The organism is Fulvimonas sp. R45 (genome assembly GCF_030504985.1).
Classification (GTDB): Bacteria; Pseudomonadota; Gammaproteobacteria; order Xanthomonadales; family Rhodanobacteraceae; genus Rhodanobacter_A.
Map to the genome: position 1 here is coordinate 1 of NZ_JASERU010000001.1, position 17,455 is coordinate 17,455.

The 17,455-nt window shown below is 72.4% G+C and carries 15 protein-coding genes; 1 reads left to right on the forward strand and 14 read right to left on the reverse strand.

From position 1 onward, the window contains the following. Positions 1 to 274: 274 nt before the first annotated feature. Genes QMK61_RS00005 through QMK61_RS00060 form a run of 12 tightly spaced genes read right to left on the reverse strand, consistent with a single transcriptional unit; the run spans position 275 to position 12,070 of the window. Positions 275 to 577 (reverse strand): cytochrome C oxidase subunit IV family protein, encoded by a 303-nt coding sequence (locus QMK61_RS00005; protein WP_302069590.1) that lies wholly within the window; start codon positions 575 to 577, stop codon positions 275 to 277. Next, positions 574 to 1,224, reverse strand: coding sequence for a cytochrome c oxidase subunit 3 (locus QMK61_RS00010; protein ID WP_302069591.1), 651 nt, complete (start codon positions 1,222 to 1,224; stop codon positions 574 to 576). Before QMK61_RS00010 ends, QMK61_RS00005 begins: the two co-directional genes overlap by 4 nt. Further along, positions 1,221 to 2,834 (reverse strand): cbb3-type cytochrome c oxidase subunit I, encoded by a 1,614-nt coding sequence (locus tag QMK61_RS00015; protein ID WP_302069592.1) that lies wholly within the window; start codon positions 2,832 to 2,834, stop codon positions 1,221 to 1,223. The genes QMK61_RS00010 and QMK61_RS00015 overlap by 4 nt, the downstream gene beginning before the upstream one ends. Continuing rightward, positions 2,821 to 3,762, reverse strand: a complete 942-nt coding sequence (gene coxB, locus QMK61_RS00020) for a cytochrome c oxidase subunit II (RefSeq protein WP_302069593.1) — start codon at positions 3,760 to 3,762, stop codon at positions 2,821 to 2,823. The genes QMK61_RS00015 and coxB overlap by 14 nt, the downstream gene beginning before the upstream one ends. Further along, positions 3,759 to 4,565: an SCO family protein gene (locus QMK61_RS00025; RefSeq protein ID WP_302069594.1), complete on the reverse strand. Its 807-nt coding sequence runs from the start codon at positions 4,563 to 4,565 to the stop codon at positions 3,759 to 3,761. The genes coxB and QMK61_RS00025 overlap by 4 nt, the downstream gene beginning before the upstream one ends. Then, on the reverse strand, positions 4,562 to 4,963 hold the full coding sequence (locus tag QMK61_RS00030) for a hypothetical protein (RefSeq protein WP_302069595.1): 402 nt from the start codon (positions 4,961 to 4,963) through the stop codon (positions 4,562 to 4,564). The genes QMK61_RS00025 and QMK61_RS00030 overlap by 4 nt, the downstream gene beginning before the upstream one ends. Next, the gene (locus QMK61_RS00035; RefSeq protein WP_302069596.1) at positions 4,960 to 6,042 is read right to left on the reverse strand and encodes a hypothetical protein; all 1,083 of its coding nucleotides are present in this window, start codon (positions 6,040 to 6,042) and stop codon (positions 4,960 to 4,962) included. Before QMK61_RS00035 ends, QMK61_RS00030 begins: the two co-directional genes overlap by 4 nt. Next, on the reverse strand, positions 6,042 to 6,614 hold the full coding sequence (locus QMK61_RS00040) for a cytochrome c (protein ID WP_302069599.1): 573 nt from the start codon (positions 6,612 to 6,614) through the stop codon (positions 6,042 to 6,044). Before QMK61_RS00040 ends, QMK61_RS00035 begins: the two co-directional genes overlap by 1 nt. Beyond that, complete coding sequence (locus tag QMK61_RS00045; RefSeq protein WP_302069600.1) at positions 6,611 to 7,147, reverse strand: DUF3341 domain-containing protein; 537 nt, start codon at positions 7,145 to 7,147, stop codon at positions 6,611 to 6,613. Before QMK61_RS00045 ends, QMK61_RS00040 begins: the two co-directional genes overlap by 4 nt. Beyond that, positions 7,144 to 8,502, reverse strand: a complete 1,359-nt coding sequence (nrfD, locus tag QMK61_RS00050; RefSeq protein WP_302069601.1) for an NrfD/PsrC family molybdoenzyme membrane anchor subunit — start codon at positions 8,500 to 8,502, stop codon at positions 7,144 to 7,146. The genes QMK61_RS00045 and nrfD overlap by 4 nt, the downstream gene beginning before the upstream one ends. Next, positions 8,499 to 11,435, reverse strand: coding sequence for a Fe-S-cluster-containing hydrogenase (locus QMK61_RS00055; RefSeq protein ID WP_302069602.1), 2,937 nt, complete (start codon positions 11,433 to 11,435; stop codon positions 8,499 to 8,501). Before QMK61_RS00055 ends, nrfD begins: the two co-directional genes overlap by 4 nt. After that, complete coding sequence (locus tag QMK61_RS00060) at positions 11,423 to 12,070, reverse strand: cytochrome c3 family protein (RefSeq protein WP_302069603.1); 648 nt, start codon at positions 12,068 to 12,070, stop codon at positions 11,423 to 11,425. Before QMK61_RS00060 ends, QMK61_RS00055 begins: the two co-directional genes overlap by 13 nt. Positions 12,071 to 12,473: 403 nt before the next feature. Between QMK61_RS00060 and QMK61_RS00065 the strand changes: the two genes are divergently transcribed. Further along, positions 12,474 to 12,641, forward strand: coding sequence for a hypothetical protein (locus QMK61_RS00065; protein WP_302069604.1), 168 nt, complete (start codon positions 12,474 to 12,476; stop codon positions 12,639 to 12,641). Between the two features lie 35 nt (positions 12,642 to 12,676). Here the strand turns inward: QMK61_RS00065 and QMK61_RS00070 are convergent, their stop codons facing one another. Together QMK61_RS00070 and QMK61_RS00075 are read right to left on the reverse strand one after the other, a co-directional pair. Continuing rightward, positions 12,677 to 15,085, reverse strand: coding sequence for a membrane-bound PQQ-dependent dehydrogenase, glucose/quinate/shikimate family (locus QMK61_RS00070; protein ID WP_302069605.1), 2,409 nt, complete (start codon positions 15,083 to 15,085; stop codon positions 12,677 to 12,679). Positions 15,086 to 15,194: 109 nt separating this feature from the next. Next, a complete protein-coding gene (locus tag QMK61_RS00075; protein WP_302069606.1) occupies positions 15,195 to 17,378 on the reverse strand; it encodes a TonB-dependent receptor in 2,184 nt (727 codons plus the stop codon). Between the last annotated feature and the right edge of the window lie 77 nt (positions 17,379 to 17,455).

The following is a 17,455-nucleotide window of genomic DNA, read 5'->3' on the forward strand; positions in this document are numbered from 1 at the left end:
TCGTCCACCACCGCCTCGCCACCATCGACATGCGCGAGGCCGACTAGACTGTTACCCATGTCCTGGCACGGGTGTAACCCATCTCCCCGGTCCATACAGGCCAGCAAAGAGAAGTAGCTCGGGCGCCGGCAGGCGCCCGAAAGCCCGCCGCAGGCGAGCAACCTGGCGACCAAGCCAATACAAAAAACCAATGGAGGGCGGCGCAAGACCCGCCCCTCATCCCGACCTTCTCCCCGAAGGGGAGAAGGAGCAAGAGAACTGCACCGTGAGGCCATCACGGCCAGGGCGCCGGCACCCCCACCCGCGTGAAGTAATCCGCCAGCGTGATCCCCACCAGCAACGCCAGCCACGCGAAACCCAGCCCCGCCAGGATGCGCAGCAACGGATGCCCGTGCCGCAGGCGCATGAACACCGCCATCACCACCAGCGTCTTGGCCACCGAGATCGCCAATCCCAGCGCCAGGTTGAACCGTCCCAGCGGCAGCACCCCCAGCCACGTGGTCAGCGCCAGCAGCAACAACAGCGCCAGCAACGCCAGCAGGTGGCTGCGCAGCGAGGGCACGTGCGGCGCGTTCATCCGGCCCGCCCCACCAGGTAGACCAGCGGAAAGACGAAGATCCACACGATGTCCACCAGGTGCCAGTACAGCGCCGCCAGTTCCACCGGCGTGAAATACGTCGCACGGAACCGGCCGCGCGCGTTGCGTAGCGCCATCACCAGCATCAGCACCACGCCCACCAGCACGTGCACGCTGTGCAGCCCGGTGATCGCGAAGTACAGGTAGAAGAAGAACTCCATCTTCCCCGCCAGCGGCCCGTCCTGGGTGTAGCGTAGGCCGGGCACCAGGCCCTCGCGGTATTCGTCGGTGTACTCGAAGCCGTGCATCACCAGGAAGGTTGCGCCCAGCGCCGCGGTCAGCACCAGCAACCGGGTGGCCGCACGCCGCCCGCCCAGCTGCACGTCGCGCAGAGCCAGCGCCGCGGCGCAGCTGCTGGCGAGCAGCACGCCGGTCTCGATCGCGCCCATCGGCAGGTCGGTGTGCCGGCTGCCGGCGGCGAAGGCGTCCGGGAAGCGCCAGCGGCACACCGCGTAGCCGGCGAACAGCACGCCGAAGAACAGCACCTCGGTGACCAGGAACGCCCACATGCCCAGCACCGCGGCCGTGCGCTGCTGCGTCGGGTCGTCGAACTGCGGCGCATGCGCCAGAGGCTGCGGCGTGCTCATGGGTCGCGGTAGTCGTAGGGCCCGCGCTCGACCACGGGCGGTTCGGGGAAGTTGTCGTGCGGCGGCGGCGAGGGCGTGGTCCATTCCAGCCCCGTGGCGTGCCAGGGGTTGGGGCCGGCGGAGGCGCCGCGCCACAGCGAGCGGCCCAGGTACCACAGCGGCAGCAGGTAGGCCACGGCGAGGATCGCCGCGCCCGCGCTGGAGACCACGTTGAGCGCCTGGAACGGCGGCGGATAGTCGTGGTAGCGCCGCGGCATGCCCAGGTAGCCGAGCACGTACTGCGGGAAGAAGGTGACGTTGAAGCCGACGAACATCAGGATCGCCGCGAAGCGCGCCAGCGGCTCGGAATACAGCCGCCCGGTGATCTTCGGCCACCAGAAGTGGATGCCGCCGAGGTAGGCCATCACTGCGCCGCCCACCATGATGTAGTGGAAGTGCGCCACCACGAAGTAGGTGTCGGTGAGGCTCACGTCCAGCGCCACCGCGGCCAGGAACAGCCCGGTCAGCCCGCCCAGCGTGAACAACCCCACGAAGCCCAGCGCATAGAGCATCGGCGCGTGGAAATCGATCACGCCCTTGTACATCGTGGCCAGCCAGTTGAACACCTTGATCGCCGACGGCACCGCCACCGCGAAGCTGAGCAGCGAGAAGGCGATGCTGGCGTACATCGACTGCCCGGCCACGAACATGTGGTGGCCCCACACCAGGAAGCCGATGAAGGCGATGCCCAGCATCGACCACGCCATGAAGCGGTAGCCGAACACCCGCCGGCGCACGCCGCAGCAGATCAGCTCGCTGGTCACGCCCATCGCCGGCAGCACCATGATGTAGACGGCCGGGTGCGAGTAGAACCAGAAGAAGTGCTGGAACAGCACCGGGTCGCCACCCAGCGCGGGGTCGAAGATGCCCACCCCGGCCAGCCGTTCCAGCGCGATCAGCAGCAGGGTCATCGCCAGCACCGGCGTGGCCAGCATCATCACCACGCTGGTGGCGTAGATCGCCCACACGAACAGCGGCAGCCGGAACCAGCGCATGCCCGGCGCGCGCATGGTGTGCACGGTGACGATGAAGTTCATGCCGCTGACGATGGAGGCGAAGCCGGACACGAACACGCCCGCCGCCGCCATGATCACGTGGGTGTTGGAGAACATCGTGGAGAACGGCGTGTAGAAGGTCCAGCCGGTATCCACGCCGCCCAGCAGCAGCGTGGCGATGGTGAACAGCCCGCCCAGCATGAACAGGTACCAGCTGAACAGGTTGAGCCGCGGGAAGGCGACGTCGCGTGCGCCGATCATCAGCGGCAGCAGGAAATTGCCCAGCGTGTTGGGAATCGACGGGATCAGGAAGAACCACACCATCACGATGCCGTGGAAGGTGAACGACTTGTCGTAGGTCTCGGGCGAGATCCACTGGCTGTCCGGCTGCACCAGGGTCAGCCGCACCAGCGCCGCCGCCACCGCGCCGAGGGCGAAGAAGCCCGTGATCGCCAGCGCATACAGGATCGCCACGCGCTTGTGGTCGTGGGTAAGCAGCCAGCCGCGCAGGCCGGGTCGTCCCTGGCTGAGGTAGTTGTCGCGCGCGTACGAGCCGGTCGACTCAGGGATGCGCATGGCCCTGCCCTCCTTCCACCTCGAGCGACTTGACGTAGGCGATCAGCGCCAGGATGTCCTCCTCGCCGATGCGGCCCTGGTAGCTGGGCATGATCGGCGCGTAGCCCGCCGCCACCTGGCTGCGCGGCAGCACGATGGAGTCGTGCAGGTAGCGATCGTCGGCGCGCACCACGCTGCCGTCGGACAGCGGCACCGGCGCGCCGTACAGGCCGCGCAGGTCCGGCGCGTGCACGCCCGAACCGGGGTCGTGGCAGCCGCTGCAGCCGAAGCGACGGAACAGCTCCGCCCCGCGCGCGGCCAGGCCCGGCGACGACTGCGCGTGCAGCCAGCGCGCGTAGTCCGCCGGCGCCATCGCCACCACGCTGCCGCGCATGCTGGGGTGGCCCACGCCGCAGTACTCGGAACAGAACAGCGGAAAGCGGCCCGCGCGCGTGGCGGTGAACCACAGCTCGGTATAGCGGCCTGGCAGCACGTCCTGCTTCACCCGGAACGCCGGCACGTAGAAGCTGTGCACCACGTCCTGCGAGATCATCACCAGCCGCACCGGCTGGCCCAGCGGCACGTGCAGGGTGTCGATCTCGCGCGTGCCGTCCGGGTGCTGCACGCGCCACATCCACTGCTTGGCCACGATGTAGACCGGCACGCTGTCCGCCGGCGGCGTGCGCAGCTTCGCCCACAGCCCGATGCTCCAGCCGAAGATGCCCAGGAACAGCGCGAACGGCACCAGCGTCCAGGCCAGCTCCACGCCCAGCCGGGTGTTGCCGCCCTCGCGGTCGGCCGCGTGGCCGCGCCGGTAGCGGATGCAGAACGCGAACATCACCGCGAACACGCCTATCGCCACCGCACCGCACAGCAGCAGCATGGCGTCGAACAGATGGTCGACGGCCGGCGCATAGCTGGACGCCTGCGGCAGCGACGACGCGCTCATGCGCCCCTCCGGCTGCGTCGCTGCAGCCAGCCCAGCCACAGCAGCAGCGCCAGCAGCGAGGCGCTGCCCAGGTACGCCATCACGCGCGTGACCACCACCGTGTAGCGCCCGGTGGCCGGGTCGTAGCCGCAGCACAGCAGCACCAGCCGGTCCACCAGGTGCCCCAGCAGGTGGTGCGAGGCGGCGGCCACCGAAAGCTGCAAGGTACGTGGCGGGTAGTCGAGGCCGAGCAGGTACTGGCTCACCCGCCCGCGGTCGCTCACCACCACCGCGCCGGCCGGGTGCACGAACTGTTGCAGCCGCGGGTCGTACTCGTAGCGGAAGCCCACTGCCTGCGCCAGCGCGCGTACCGCCACCGCGTCGCCGCGCAGGAAGCGCCATGACGATGCCTCCGCGCGCGGCGCCATCGCTGCCAGCATGGCGCGGCTGTGGCGCGCGTCGGCGATGGTCTCGCGCGGGTCGATGCTGACGAACAGCACGTCCACGTCCGCGCCTGGCCGCAGCTTGGCGCGCACCAGCGCGTGCGCCAGCGCCTGCATCGAGGCGTCGCACAGGTTGGGGCAGCGGAAGTAGCCCAGCATCAGCAGCGCGGGACGGTCGCCGATCCAGCGCGCCAGGCTGGCTTCGTGGCCGTCGGCGTCCACGAAGCGCGCGTCCAGCGGCAGCGTGGCGCCCAGCTTCTGGTCGAAGCCCGCGCGTTGCGACAGGTTCGCCGGCGGCGGTGGCGGCTGCGCCGGGCGCGCCGCGATGCCCGTCGACAACACCAGCAGCAAGGCCGGCCAGGCGAAGCGCGGCGTCTTCATCGCGCCCTCCCCGGGCGATGCGACGCCGCCTCGGCCGCCGTCGCCGCCGTGCCGGCCGGGGCGGGCCCGGCAGGCGCTTCCGCACTGGCGCTGGCCGCCACCCGTTGCATCGCACGCCGTATCGGAATGTGCGCGATGCCATGCGCGTGGTCCACCCAGCCCCAGCTTTCCAGCCGGCTGATCTGCGCGCGCTCCACCGCATGGCGCTCACGCGCCGGGTCGGGCAGCAGCCGCGGCGCCGGCGGCACCATCGATGCCGGCACGGTCTGCGCGGGCGGCACCAGCCGCCGCCACAGCAGGTAGACCACCGCCAGCATCGCCAGCAGGATCGCGCCCGACCACGCCGCGGTGAGCAGCAGCGCGCGCTGGTCCAGGTGATGGTTCTCGTGGCCGCTCACGCCAGGCTCTCCAGCGCCGCCCAGCGGCTGCGCTCGCGGCGCAGGGCGGCGCGCCAGGCCAACGCCCCCAGCGCCAGCATGCCGAGGAACACCAGCGCGGCGCCGGCCGCCGCGGTGACGCCATCCGGCGCCATGCCGGGCAGCACCAGCCACAGCGCGTTCAGGCCCTGCGCCAGCACCACCACGCCGGCCACCCAGGCCAGCGCGCGCCGCGACGACTTCACCCGTCCGTACAGCAGCGCGGCGAACGGCAGCACCAGGCCCACCCCGACCAGGGCCAGCGCCACGCCGCCCCAGCCGCCGCGCAGGCGCGGCAGGTACCAGGCGGTCTCGGCGGGCAGGTCGGCGACCCAGGCGGTGAGGTAGTCCATGAAGGCCACGTAGGCCCAGCCCAGCACCAGCGCCAGCAGCAGGTTGCCGCAGTCGCGCGCCACCGCGTCGGCGTCGCCGCGCGGGCCGGCGCGCGACGCGCACAGCGCCAGCGCGAACGCCAGCAGGGCCTGCGCGCTGAACAGCAGCAGGCCGATGTCGGTGGAATGCCAGCGCGGCACCAGCGACATGATCCAGTCCACCGCGGCCACGAAGCTGGTGACGGCCAGCACGATCAGGCCCGCGGCGGCCTGCCCCTGCCGCCACGGCCGCCGCCGCGCCACGCCGGCGGCCAGCCAGCCCCACAGCGCCAGGCACAGCAGCGTGCGCAGCAGGAAGGCCGGCAGGTTGAGGTACCAGTGCTGGCGCGCCAGCTCCGGATCGCCCGCCGCGCCGCCCAGCCAGGGGAACAGCCAGTGCATGCCGGCCAGCAACGGCAGCACCGCCAGCGCCACCCACGGCAGCAGGCGCGCGCCGGCGGCCAGTTCCGAGCCCAGCCGCCGCCCCCAGGCGCCGCCGGTGAGCACGTGCACGAACACCAGCGACATGCTGCCCAGCGCCACCGCCAGTCCCAGCAGCCACGCCGCCAGGTAGGCGCCCAGCGCGGCGCGCAGCCCGTCGCCGGCGAGCAGGAAGCCGGCCACCACCAGCGCCAGCGGCGGCAGCCACGCCAGGCGTGCGAGGTTCCGCAGGGGCGGCCGGCCGGCCATCAGCGCACGCTCCCCGCCAGGTGCGCCAGGTCGTCCGGCCCCAGCCGCGACACCGGCGCGTGCTGGCTGAGCTGCAGCGCGCGTACGTAGGCGGCGATGGCGCGGCGGTCGCGCGCGTCCACGCGGTCGCCGTAGGGATACATGACGCCGTAGCCGTCGCGGATCACCTCGGCGATGCGCGCCTGCGACAGCGCCAGCAGGCGCGGCTCGGTGTAGGACGGCGGCGCGGGAAAGCCGCGCTGCGCGACCAGCCCATCGCCCTGCCCGTCCAGCCCGTGGCAGGGCGCGCAGTAGATGTCGTAGCGCTCGCGGCCGCGCCGCAGCAAGGCCATGCCGGACAGCGGCGCGGCGACTGCCTTGCGCCGGCCGCTGGACGCGCCCGCCCACTCGCCCTGCGCCAGCGGCACGGTGCCGGCCGGCGGCGCCTGCGCCGCGGCGCCGTCGGGGAACAGCGGGCTGGCTGCGCCGGGCTTGTACTTCGGCTGCGCGTACATGTCGTGCATCGCGCGCTCGCAGCCCGCGGTGGCGCCCAGCGCGCAGGCCAGCAGCAGCCATCGCGACGGCCGCCTCATCGCGCCAGCTCCTGCGCGTGCGCCGGCTGCAGCGGCGCCAGCAGCGCGGCGAGGCGCTCGGCGTCGTAGTGCGGATCGCGCCCGCGCACCACCAGCACGAACAGGTCCTGGCTGGCGCGCCCGAAGCACGCCGCGTCGAACACCGGGTGATGCAGCCGCGGCAGGCGGTTGCCCACCAGCATCGCCAGCACCGCGCCCAGCGCCGCGAACAGGAACATCATCTCCAGCGCCGGCGGCAGGAAGGCCGGCCAGCTCGCGTACGGCCGGCCGCCCACGCGGATCGGGTAGTCGATCGCCGCCGAGTAGTACTCCAGCGCCAGCATGCCCAGGCCGCCGAGCAAGCCGCCGATCAGCGCCCAGCCGCGCACGTGGTCCGCGCGCGCGGGCAGCAGCACGTCCAGCTCGTCCAGCGGATACGGCGTGTAGGCGTCGATGCGACGGTAACCCGCCGTGCGCAGCCGGCGCAGCGCATCGAGCAGCGCGCCGGGCGCGCACCAGGCGGCGAGGTAGCCGTAGGCGTCGCGCCGCTTCATGCGCGTGCCTCCTCCGCCGCGAGCCGGCGCAGCTCGAACATCGACAGCACCGGCAGCCAGCGCACGAACAGCAGGAACAGCAGCAGGAACAGCCCCACCGAGCCGGCCAGGAAGGCGTAGTCCCAGAACGTGGCGTGGAACAGGCCGGTGCTCGACGGCAGGAAGCCGCGGTACAGGCTGTCCACGATCAGCATGAAGCGCTCCAGCCACATGCCGGCCAGCACCAGCACGCCGATCGCGAACAGCGCCGCCTCGCAGCGCCGCACCCGCGGCCACCACAGCGCCTGGATCGACACCACATTGCAGCCCACCACGGTCCAGAACACCCAGGCGTAGGCGCCGCCGACGCGCGCGGCGAGCGCGGCCAGCTCGTGGCGGTCGCCGCCGTAGCAGGCCATGAAGATCTCGGCCGCGTAGCTGTAGTCCACCACCAGCCCCGCCGCCAGCACCATCTTCGCCAGCCGGTCGAGGTGGATCTCGCGGATGTAGTCGCCCAGCCCGAACCAGCGCCGCAGCGGGACGCCCAGCACCAGCGCCATGGCGAAGCCGGAGAACAGCGCGCCGGCGACGAAGAACGGCGGAAACAGCGTGGAATGCCAGCCCGGCAGCAGCCCCTCGGAAAAATCCAGCGCCACCATGCTGTGCACCGAGAACACCAGCGGCACCGCCAGCCCCGCCAGCACCAGGCTGAGCGTGCGGTAGCGCCGCCAGTGCCGCGCCTCGCCGCGCCAGCCCAGCGCCAGCAGGCCGTAGCCCACCTGCTTCGCGCGCGTGGCGGCGCGGTCGCGCAGCGTGGCCAGGTCGGGCAGCAGGCCCACGTACCAGTACATCAGCGAGACCAGCAGGTAGGCCAGGATGGCGAAGAAGTCCCAGGTCAGCGCGCTGCGCCACTGCGGCCACACGCCCATGCGGTCGGGGTACGGCGCCAGCCAGTAGAAGAACCACGGTCGGCCCAGGTGCAGGATCGGGAACAGCCCCGACACCGATACCGCGAACACCGTCATCGACTCGGCGTAGCGGCTCAGCGGCGAGCGCCACGGCTGCCGGGTGAGGTACAGCGCCGCGGAGATGAAGGTGCCGGCCATGCCGATCGCGATCCACCACACGTAGTCGGCGATCGCGAACGCCCACGCCACCGGGATGTTCACGCCCCAGATGCCGACGCCGCGCACCAGCAGCACCGCGATGCCTACGCCCAGCAACGCGGTGAGCGCCAGCGCGGCCAGCGTGGCGAGGCGCCATGCCCGGCCGCCGCGCGGGCGCAGCGCCAGCCCGGCCACCTTCGCGCTGATCGCCGCCGGAGTCTGCCCGGGCGCGATCAGCGCGTGCGGCGCGAGGGCGTCGCGCCCGCTCATGCTTCGTCCCCCAGCGCCGGGTTGGGATTGCGTACGCGCGCCAGGTAGCTGGTGCGCGGGCGCGTGTTCAGTTCCTCCAGCAGGTCGTAGCTGCGCGGCGAGGCGTGCGCGCGGCTGACCTCGCTACCGGGATCGTGCAGGTTGCCGAAGCGGATCGCCTGGGTGGGGCATGCCGCCTGGCAGGCGGTCACCACCTCGCCGTCGGCGATCGCGCGATTCCCCCGGTCGGCCGCGATGTGCGCACGCTCGATGCGCTGGATGCAGTAGGTGCATTTCTCCATCACCCCGCGGTTGCGCACGCTGACCTCGGGGTTGCGCTGCGCCTTCAGCGCCTCGCCGGTCAGGTCGCTATACTGCAGGAAGTTGAAGCGCCGCACCTTGTACGGGCAGTTGTTGGAACAGAAACGGGTGCCGACGCAGCGGTTGTAGACCTGCACGTTCAATCCTTCGCTGTCGTGCACGGTGGCGCCCACCGGGCAGACCAGTTCGCACGGCGCGTGCTCGCAGTGCATGCACGGCACCGGCTGGTGGTACAGGCGCGGCCGCGCGGGATCGCCGGCGTAGTAGCGGTCCACCCGGATCCAGTGCATCTCGCGCCCGCGCCGCACCTGGTCGGCGCCCACCACGGGGATGTTGTTCTCGGCCTGGCAGGCGATGCTGCAGCCCTTGCAGCCGATGCAGGCGTTGAGGTCCACCGTCATGCCCCAGGCGTATTCGCCCTGCGGTTGCGGCGGATAGAAGCTGGGCGGTGGCGGTTGCCGCAGCGGCGTGCCGGAAGCGAGCGCGGCGGCGTCCAGCTCGCGCACCGGCGCGTCGTCCTCGATGCGGAAGTGGTCCTGGGTGGAGGCCAGCGCCACGCGGCGGCCGGTCTTCGCCAGCGCCAGGCCCGGCGCGATCCACGGCGCGCGCGCGCCGCGCAGGCGGTAGGCGTCGAAGCCCAGGTCGTCGCCCACGTGGCCCGCATGGCGGCGGCCGTAGCCGAGGTGCACGGTGACGCAGCCCGCCGCCTGCCCCGGCATGATCCACACCGGCGCCTCCACGCGGCGGCCCGCGCAGTCCAGCGCCACCACGTCGCCGTTGGACAGGCCCATCCGCGCGGCGAGCTGCGGGTCGAGCAAAGCCGCGTTGCCCCAGGTGAGCTGGGTGAGCGGCTTAGGCAGTTCCTGCAGCCAGCCGTTGTTGGCGTGGCGACCATCCCACACGGTGGGGTCGGGGCGGAACAGCAGTTCGAGCGGCGTGTCCGCGGCCACGGGTTGCCAGTCGTGCAGGAAGGCCGCGCTGGCGACAGCCGGCTCCGCCGGTGGCGCCGGCTGAGCCACGCCGCCGCGCACGCGCCCGCGCCAGGCTTCCGGGTCGTCGCCCGGCTGCGTGCGCCAGTACGACTGCACGATGGCATGGCCGTCCTGCACGGTCTCGCCCATCAGCACGGCGACGAACTCGTGCACCGAGCGCGTGTCGTACAGCGGCGCCAGCAGCGGCTGCGCGATGGCGACGGTGCCGTCGAAGGACTGCGCGTCGGACCAGGCCTCCAGCGCGTGGCTGGCCGGCAGATGCCATGCGGCCAGCTGCGCGGTCTCGTCGCGGTGCAGGCCCCAGTGCACTACTTGCGGCACCTGGCGCAGCAGCGTGTCCAGTCCCAGTCCGGCGGGCGCGGCGTAGGCCAGGTTGCTGTCGAGCAGGACCAGGGTGTGCACCTGGCCGGCACGGATCGCCGCGGCCAGTCCGGGCAGCGCCTCCGGTTCGGCCGGCACGGCGGGCGCCATGTAGTCCACCGTCCGTCCCGCGTTGCCCAGGCGTTGGTTGAGCAGGTGCGCCAGCGCGTGCACTTCCGGCGGCTGCGACTCGCCCGCCAGGATCAACGAACGGCCGCGATGCGCCACCAGGTCCGCCGCCAGCGCGGCGAGCTGCGCCGGCGGCAGGCCGCTGGGCGCGCTGGCCGGCAGGGCCGCCACGTCCAGCGCGCGCGCCAATTCCAGCGCCGCCAGCGCGATCGCGGACGAGCGCAGGGCCCAGCGGTGGTCGGCCATCGCGCCGGCGAGCGAGGGCGTGCCTTCCAGCGCGTAGAGCCGGTTCATGCCGTGCGGTCCCTCGGGGCGGCGACGCCCGGCGAAAGCGCGCGCGTAGGCGACGCGGCCCGGCATCCCGCCCAGGAAGTCCGCTTCCAGCGCCACGATCACGTCGGCCTGCTCGAAGTGGTAGCGCGGAAGCAACGGACGTCCAAACGCCAGCCGCGCGCCCTGCTCCGCCTGCGTGCTGCCGACCGCCTCGTACGCGTGCCAGCGCGAACCGGGGAAGCGCCGCAGGAAAGCCTCGCGCTGTGCGCGCAAGGTCGGCGAGACCAGCGCGCCGCCGACGACCACGAGGCCGCCGCCGTCGAGGGCGAAGCGCGCGCGCCAGTCCGAAGCCTCGGCGGCGAAGACGTCCCAGCTGCTGGCTACGCCGTTGCGCAGCGGCGCCTGCGAGCGGTCCGGGTCCCACAGGTCGAGCACCGCGGCCTGCGGCAGCGCGCCGGTGGCGCCGAGGCTGGCCGGGTGCGCCGGGTTGCCCTCGATCTTGGTCGGGCGACCCTCGCGGCTTTCCGCCAGCACGCCCAGCACGTCGCCCGCATCGTGCAGCACGGTGGCGTAGAACCTCGGCTGCCCCGCCGGCATGTCCCCGGGGCGCGACACCCACGGCACCATCTGCTCCGCCGGCGGCCCGCTGCAGGCGGCCAGCCCGCCGAACGCCAGCGAGGCGCCGAGCAGCTGCAGGAAACGGCGACGTCCGGGCGAGTCGGGCTCGGGCAGGCGGCCCAGCGTACCGTCCAGTTCGCGCGCGAAGCCGGGCTCGCCGGCCAGTTCCTCCAGCGAGCGCCAGAAGCGAGCGCCCTGCGTGCCGCCGAGCCGCCGGCGCGCGGTCGCCATCACCCCGGGCGGCAGCCTCAGCGGTGGCATACCGAGCAGTCCGTCAGGCGCGCCGTGTCGATGCGGTAGGCGCGCACCAGCCGCAGGCCCAGCCGCCGTTGGTCCCTGGCATGCCAGTCCAGGTCGAACACGCGCTCGCGCGGGCGCAGGTATTTCTGCGGGTCGCGGTGGCAGTCCAGGCACCACTTCATCGACAGCGGCACCACGCGGCGCGTCAGCGGCATGCGGTCCACGCGGCCGTGGCAGGTGACGCAACCCACGCCCTTGGCGACATGGATGCTGTGGTCGAAGTAGACGAAGTCCGGCAGCTGGTACACCCGGTTCCAGTGCAGCGCGCGTCCGCTGCGCCAGCTGTCCACGACGGGGCGGAGCATCGGGGTGTCGGTGAACAGTTGCGAATGGCAGGTCATGCAGGTCGAGATCGGCGGCAGGCCGGCGAAGGCCGAGGTCTCCACATCGGCGTGGCAATAGCGGCAGTCGATGCCGTCGTCGCCGACGTGGTGCTTGTGGCTGAACGGCACCGGCTGCGCCACCGGCTCGCCGAGGCGGTGCGGGTCGCCCGTCATCCCGCGCCAGGCCAGGCAGCCGCCCACGATCAGCACCAGCACGCCGAGCAGCGCCAGCCGGGCGCGGAACCCGAAGCGTGGATGGAAGACCTGGCTCATCGCGGGTCTGGATGCCGTGCTCCGTCGGTCGGGAGGCCCGAACCTAGGGGCGTATCGGTGAAAGGCGGGCAGAACCGGCGTGCACGTCGCGGCAAGGCGCCTGCGTGATGGGCGCGTGCCCGTCATCCCGGCTCAGGCACGCTGCTGTCCGAATGATTTCGAATACCCACAACGTATGCGCTGCATGTCCGGCATCCAGTAGCCGGATGCATCCCACTTGTGGGAGAGGGTGGCGACAGCCGGGAGAGGGCCAGTGCGGAGCGTGGCGTGGCGGCGCTGCCGGGCCCTCTCCCCAACCCCTCCCCCGCAAGCGGGAGAGGGGCTTTTGGACACACCGCGCATGTGATGAGGGGCAAAAAACCTTCACGTACGTGTCAGACGGCAAGGCCTAGCGTGCGGCGCCATGGCAAGGCATCGACGCAAATGGCGACGCATCGCCTGGGCGGTCTTCGTGGTCGCCCTGGTCGCGATCCTCCTGCTCGGCGCGTGGCGCGCGGTGCTGTACCACCGCAACGGCGTGCACCCGTCGAACGGCAACGTGCCGCCGGCATCCTCGATGGCTTCGCCCTGAAACGGGCGGGCGCCGCATCGGCCAGGCCGCGCCGCTCAGTGCTTCCCATTGCCTTGCGGCAGCGCGTAGGCCATCACGTAGTCGCCGCTGCGGGTGCCGAGGCCGGCATGGCCGCCGGCGGCGATGACCACGTACTGGCGGCCGTCCACTTCATAGGACATCGGGTTGGCCTGGCCGCCGGCGGGCAGGCGCGCCTTCCACACCACCTTGCCGGTGCGCTCGTCCACCGCGCGCAGGTAGTCGTCGGCGGTGGCGCCGATGAAGACCAAGCCGCCGGCGGTGACCATGTTGCCGCCGATGTTGAAGATGCCGGTGGGCAGCGGCAGGTTGTAGTGGATGCCGAACGGACCGGCGTCGCGGGTGGTGCCGATCGGGTGCTGCCACACGATCTTGCGCGTGGTGAGGTCGATCGCGGTGAGCGTGCCCCACGGCGGCGAGTTGCACGGCACGCCGAGCGGGTTCAGCCACGGATGCACCTTGCCCACGTAGGGCGTGCCGTACTGCGGCGCCAGCCCGCCCTTCACCGGCGGCTCGTTGCCCGCGCCGTTCCACGGCTGCACCAGGCCCTCCCGCATGGCCGGGCCGCGCGGCGCCAGGCTGATCCGGAACGGGATGTAGTTGGCGTTGGCGATGAGGATCTTGTTCACCGGGTCGATCGATGCGCCCTGCCAGTCGATCACGCCGTCGAAGGCGGGATAGACGATGGTGTCGCGGTTGAGCTGCGGCGGGGTGAACTGGCCCTTGTAGTACGCCTTGCGGAACTGGATGCGGCAGACCATCTGGTCGATCGGCGTGGCGCCCCACATCGAGGCCTCGGTGAGGTCCTTCGGCGCCAGCGTGGGCATGCCGGTGGAGAACGGCTGGGTCGGGCTGCTCCAATCGCCCGGCACCGCGCCCTGCGGCACCGGCTTCTCCTGCACCTGGGCGATCGGCTTGCCGGTCTCGCGGTTGAGCAGGAACAGCTCGCCGCGCTTGGTGGTCTGAAGCAGCGCGGGGACGGTGCCGCCGCCGGGCGCGGGCAGGTCCACCAGCGACGGGCCGGTCGGCACGTCGAAGTCCCAGCGGTCGTGGTGGACGGTCTGGAACACCCAGCGCGGCGCGCCGGTCTCGATGTCCACCGCCACCACCGAGCTGGACACCTTCTCGTCGAACGGCCGGCGCTTGCCGCCGTAGTAGTCCGGCGTGGCGTTGCCGATCGGGAGGTAGACCAGGCCCAGCTGCGTGTCGGCGGTGTACGCGCCCCAGGCGTTCGGCGTGCCGCGGGTGAGCTGCTGGTCCGGCCGCGGGGTCCAGTTCTCGGGATCGTGGCCCACGTCCCAGGCCCAGATCAGCTTGCCGCTGAGCGGGTCGAACGCGCGCACCGCGCCGGAGGGCTCGAAGGTGGCCTGGTTGTCGTAGATCCAGCCGCCCAGCATCACGCGGTCGTTCACCACCAGCGGCGGCGAGGTGATGAAGTGGAAACCCGCCGGCACGTGGCCCAGGTATTCCTTGAGCGAGATGAAGCCGTGCGTGCCGAAGTCCTCGCAGGGCTTGCCGGTCTGCGCGTTCAGCGCCATCAGGCGCGCGTCGAGCACCGGCGCGATGATGCGCTCGGGGCAGTCGGTGGGCGTGCCGGGCGGCGCCTTGTAGTAGGCCACGCCGCGGCAGGCGAGGTAGACGTCCGCCCGGGTGTCGGCGTGCGGGTCGTAGGTCCACTTCTTCCTGCCGGTGGCCGCGTCGATGGCCTCCACCCAGCTGTGGCCGGTGCAGACGTAGAGCGTGTCGCCGACCTTGATCGGCGTGTCCTCGAAGTTGAACTCGTGGCCGGCGTCGGTGCCGCCCTTGTCCTCTCCGGGGCGCATGGTATCGCCGGTGTGCATGCTCCAGGCCAGCTTCAGGTGCTTCACGTTGCCGCGGTTGATCTGGTCCAGCGGCGAGTAGCGGTCGCCGCGCGGCGTGCGGCCGTAGAACAGCCAATCCTGCGGCGGCACGCTGGCGTCGTAGCCGGTGCCCGCCGTGGCGGCGAGCTGCACGCGGCCGTCGATGCCACGCGGCCGGCAGGCGGCGATCACGCCCACCACCAGGCACAGCACCACCGCCACGCCCAGCGCGGCCACGCCGCCGCGGCGCGTGGCCGGCTCGGCCGGTTCCAGCTTGCGCAGCACCCACGGCAGCAGCAGCCAGATGCCCAGGATCACCGGCATCACCAGGCGCACTTCCAGCTGCCAGAAATCCAGCCCCGCCTCGGCGATCGACCAGACCAGGGTGCCCAGCAGCACCAGCATGTACAGCCAGGTCGTCCAGCGGCTGCGCAGCCAGGCCAGCACGCCCGTCACGACCAGCCCGATGCCGCCGAGCAGGTAGTACCAGGAGCCGCCGAGCGCGACCAGCCACACGCCGCCGACGACCAGCGCCAGCCCGATCAGGATGAAGACGATGGATGTGATGTACGGCCTCGAAGGCATGATGGGCTCCCTGGTGGTATCGGGCATCACGCTAGGCAGCGGGTCGAAAAGGAGTCGTGTATGGAATGCGTGCGAGGCGCGACGTCCCGCAGAGAGGTGCCGGCCCGGGTCAGAACGTGAGACGCGCGCCCAGCATCAGGCTGCGGCCGGGCGCCGGCTCGTAGTAGCGGCCGTTGGCGTCGTTCACCACCACCGCGTCGACCAGGCGGCGGTCCGCCACGTTGTCGAGGCGGGCGGTGAGCAGCAGGCGTGCGTCGGCGCCGAGCCGGAACGCGTAGCCCGCGTCGAGGTCGATGCGCAGCCCGCCCGGCGCGCGCGCGCTGCCGGTGTCGTCCACCGTCACCGCGCCGAAGCCGGCCAGGGTCAGGCCTTCGCGCCAGCCGGTGTCGCCGCCGTGGCCGAGCTGCAGCGAGCCATAGGAAGCCGGCACGCCGGGGATGCGCGTACCGGCCGGCACGCGCACGCCCGGCGGCGCGCAGGTGCGGTCGGCGCAGGCCGCGAAGGCACTCTCGAAGCGCGCCTGTAGCCGGGTATAGCTGGCGCGGAGGCGCCATCCCGGCGCCAGCTCGCCGTCGAGCGAAAGCTCCATGCCCTGCCGGCGCGTGTCGCCGAGGTTGCGGTAGGTGGAGCGGCCGTTGGCGCTGGAACCGACCGCCAGTTCGTCGCGGGTGTCGGCGCGGAACACCGCCGCCTCCAGCGCCAGCCCGCTCCGGCTGCGCCATTTCGCGCCCAGCTCCACGTTGCGGCTGACCGCCGGGCGCAGGTCGAAGGCGAGACCGGGACGGCCGTCCGCCCGGTAGCCCAGCTCGTTCCAGCTCGGCGTCTCGAAGCCCTTGCCGTAGCTGGCGTACAGCCGCAGGCGCGCGCCGGCGCGGAACTGCAGGCCGGCCACCGGCGTGGTGGCGCGGTAGCGCACGCCGCCGCTGTCGTCCGGGTTGGCGGGCGTGACGTAGAAATCGCGCGCGCGGAAGCGCACCTCGTCGTGGCGCAGGCCGAGCAGCAGCGCCCAGCGCCGCGCGAAGCGCCAGTACCACTGCGCGTAGGCGGCGGTGTTGCGCACGTCGTCGCGCTCGTCCCGGCGCAGCGCGCCACGCACGCCGAGCCGGTCGCCGACGAAGTTCTCGTAGCCGCGCCGGAGCTGGCCTTCGTCGTCCAGGCTGGCGCCCAGCGCGAAGCGGTAGTCGCCGCCGGCCAGTGCGCCGTCGTGGGTCCAGCGCAGGTCGGCGCCGGCGTAGTTGGCGTCCAGCCCCACCACGCCGCCGGGCTGCAGCGGGTCGCGCTGTGTCGCCACCGGGATCGACAGGAACTGCAGCACGCCGCGCTGTCCGCCGTAGGCCATCGCGCGCAGCCGGTCGCGCTCGCCCAGCGTCTGCTCGTAGACCAGGCCGAGCTGGTTCTGCCGCGTGCTCTTGCGCGTGTCGTACGCCAGCGAGGACGGACTGGCGGCGCGCGGGTCGGCGTGCAGCCCGGCGCGCGTCAGCCCCTGCGGGTCCTGCGCCACCGGCTGGTCGAACGTGTTCAGCACCAGGGTGAGGTGCCGCCCGCCGCCCATGTCGATGCCGAACTTCGCGTTGCCCGACGCGCGCCGCGCGCGGCCGTGCCGGCGATAGCCGCCGTCGACGAGCTGCGACGCGGCCACGTTGTAGCCCACCGGCCCCGCGCTGCCGCGGGTGTCCGCGCTGTAGCGGAACAGGTCGCGGCTGCCGGCGTCCACGCCCAGCACGGTCACCGGCCGCGGCGTGCCGTCGGCGCTCCACACCTGCACCACGCCGCCCGAGGCGTTGCCGTACAGGGCCGAGAACGGACCGCGCATCACCTCGATGCGCGCGGCCGCGTCGAGGTTGATATGCGAGACCTGGCCCTGGCCGTCGGGCATGGTGGCGGGGATGCCGTCCACGTAGATCCTCACGCCGCGCACGCCGAAGCTGGCCCGCGCGCCGAAGCCGCGAATGGAGATCTGCTCGTCCTGCGCGCGGTCCTGGCGGTCGCGCGCCAGGATGCCGGGCACGCCGACCAGCGCCTCGGACAGGTCCACGCCCGGCCGCCCGGCGCGGGCCGGCGCCACGTCCACCTCCGTGACCGCGGCGGGCAGGTCGAACGGCGGCAGCCGCAGGCGGCCGGCGTGCACGACGAGCCTGGGCAGGTCGGTCACCGGACGCTTGGGCTGCGTCCCGGCTTCGCCTTGCCGCGCCGGCAAGGCCGCCACCTGTCCGGCCACGCCGAGCAGCAGCACCGCCAGCGCAGCGTGACGGGACGGATGCGTCATCGGAGGGGGCGTGCCGGGCAGACTCATGCACGCATCATCATGCCGCAAGACGGAACCTCTGCTCCCCGGCCGCAGGCGCCTCCACGGCTGGCGCCTGCTGCCAT

Coding starts and splice junctions, on each gene's coding strand:
- QMK61_RS00015 (WP_302069592.1), bottom strand. CDS start 2,834: ATGCGCATCCCTGAGTCGACCGGCTCGTACGCGCGCGACAACTACCTC.
- QMK61_RS00025 (WP_302069594.1), bottom strand. CDS start 4,565: ATGAAGACGCCGCGCTTCGCCTGGCCGGCCTTGCTGCTGGTGTTGTCG.
- nrfD (WP_302069601.1), bottom strand. CDS start 8,502: ATGAGCGGGCGCGACGCCCTCGCGCCGCACGCGCTGATCGCGCCCGGG.
- QMK61_RS00070 (WP_302069605.1), bottom strand. CDS start 15,085: ATGCCTTCGAGGCCGTACATCACATCCATCGTCTTCATCCTGATCGGG.
- QMK61_RS00065 (WP_302069604.1), top strand. CDS start 12,474: ATGGCAAGGCATCGACGCAAATGGCGACGCATCGCCTGGGCGGTCTTC.
- QMK61_RS00010 (WP_302069591.1), bottom strand. CDS start 1,224: ATGAGCACGCCGCAGCCTCTGGCGCATGCGCCGCAGTTCGACGACCCG.
- QMK61_RS00005 (WP_302069590.1), bottom strand. CDS start 577: ATGAACGCGCCGCACGTGCCCTCGCTGCGCAGCCACCTGCTGGCGTTG.
- QMK61_RS00040 (WP_302069599.1), bottom strand. CDS start 6,614: ATGAGGCGGCCGTCGCGATGGCTGCTGCTGGCCTGCGCGCTGGGCGCC.
- QMK61_RS00075 (WP_302069606.1), bottom strand. CDS start 17,378: ATGAGTCTGCCCGGCACGCCCCCTCCGATGACGCATCCGTCCCGTCAC.
- QMK61_RS00045 (WP_302069600.1), bottom strand. CDS start 7,147: ATGAAGCGGCGCGACGCCTACGGCTACCTCGCCGCCTGGTGCGCGCCC.
- coxB (WP_302069593.1), bottom strand. CDS start 3,762: ATGAGCGCGTCGTCGCTGCCGCAGGCGTCCAGCTATGCGCCGGCCGTC.
- QMK61_RS00060 (WP_302069603.1), bottom strand. CDS start 12,070: ATGAGCCAGGTCTTCCATCCACGCTTCGGGTTCCGCGCCCGGCTGGCG.
- QMK61_RS00035 (WP_302069596.1), bottom strand. CDS start 6,042: ATGGCCGGCCGGCCGCCCCTGCGGAACCTCGCACGCCTGGCGTGGCTG.
- QMK61_RS00055 (WP_302069602.1), bottom strand. CDS start 11,435: ATGCCACCGCTGAGGCTGCCGCCCGGGGTGATGGCGACCGCGCGCCGG.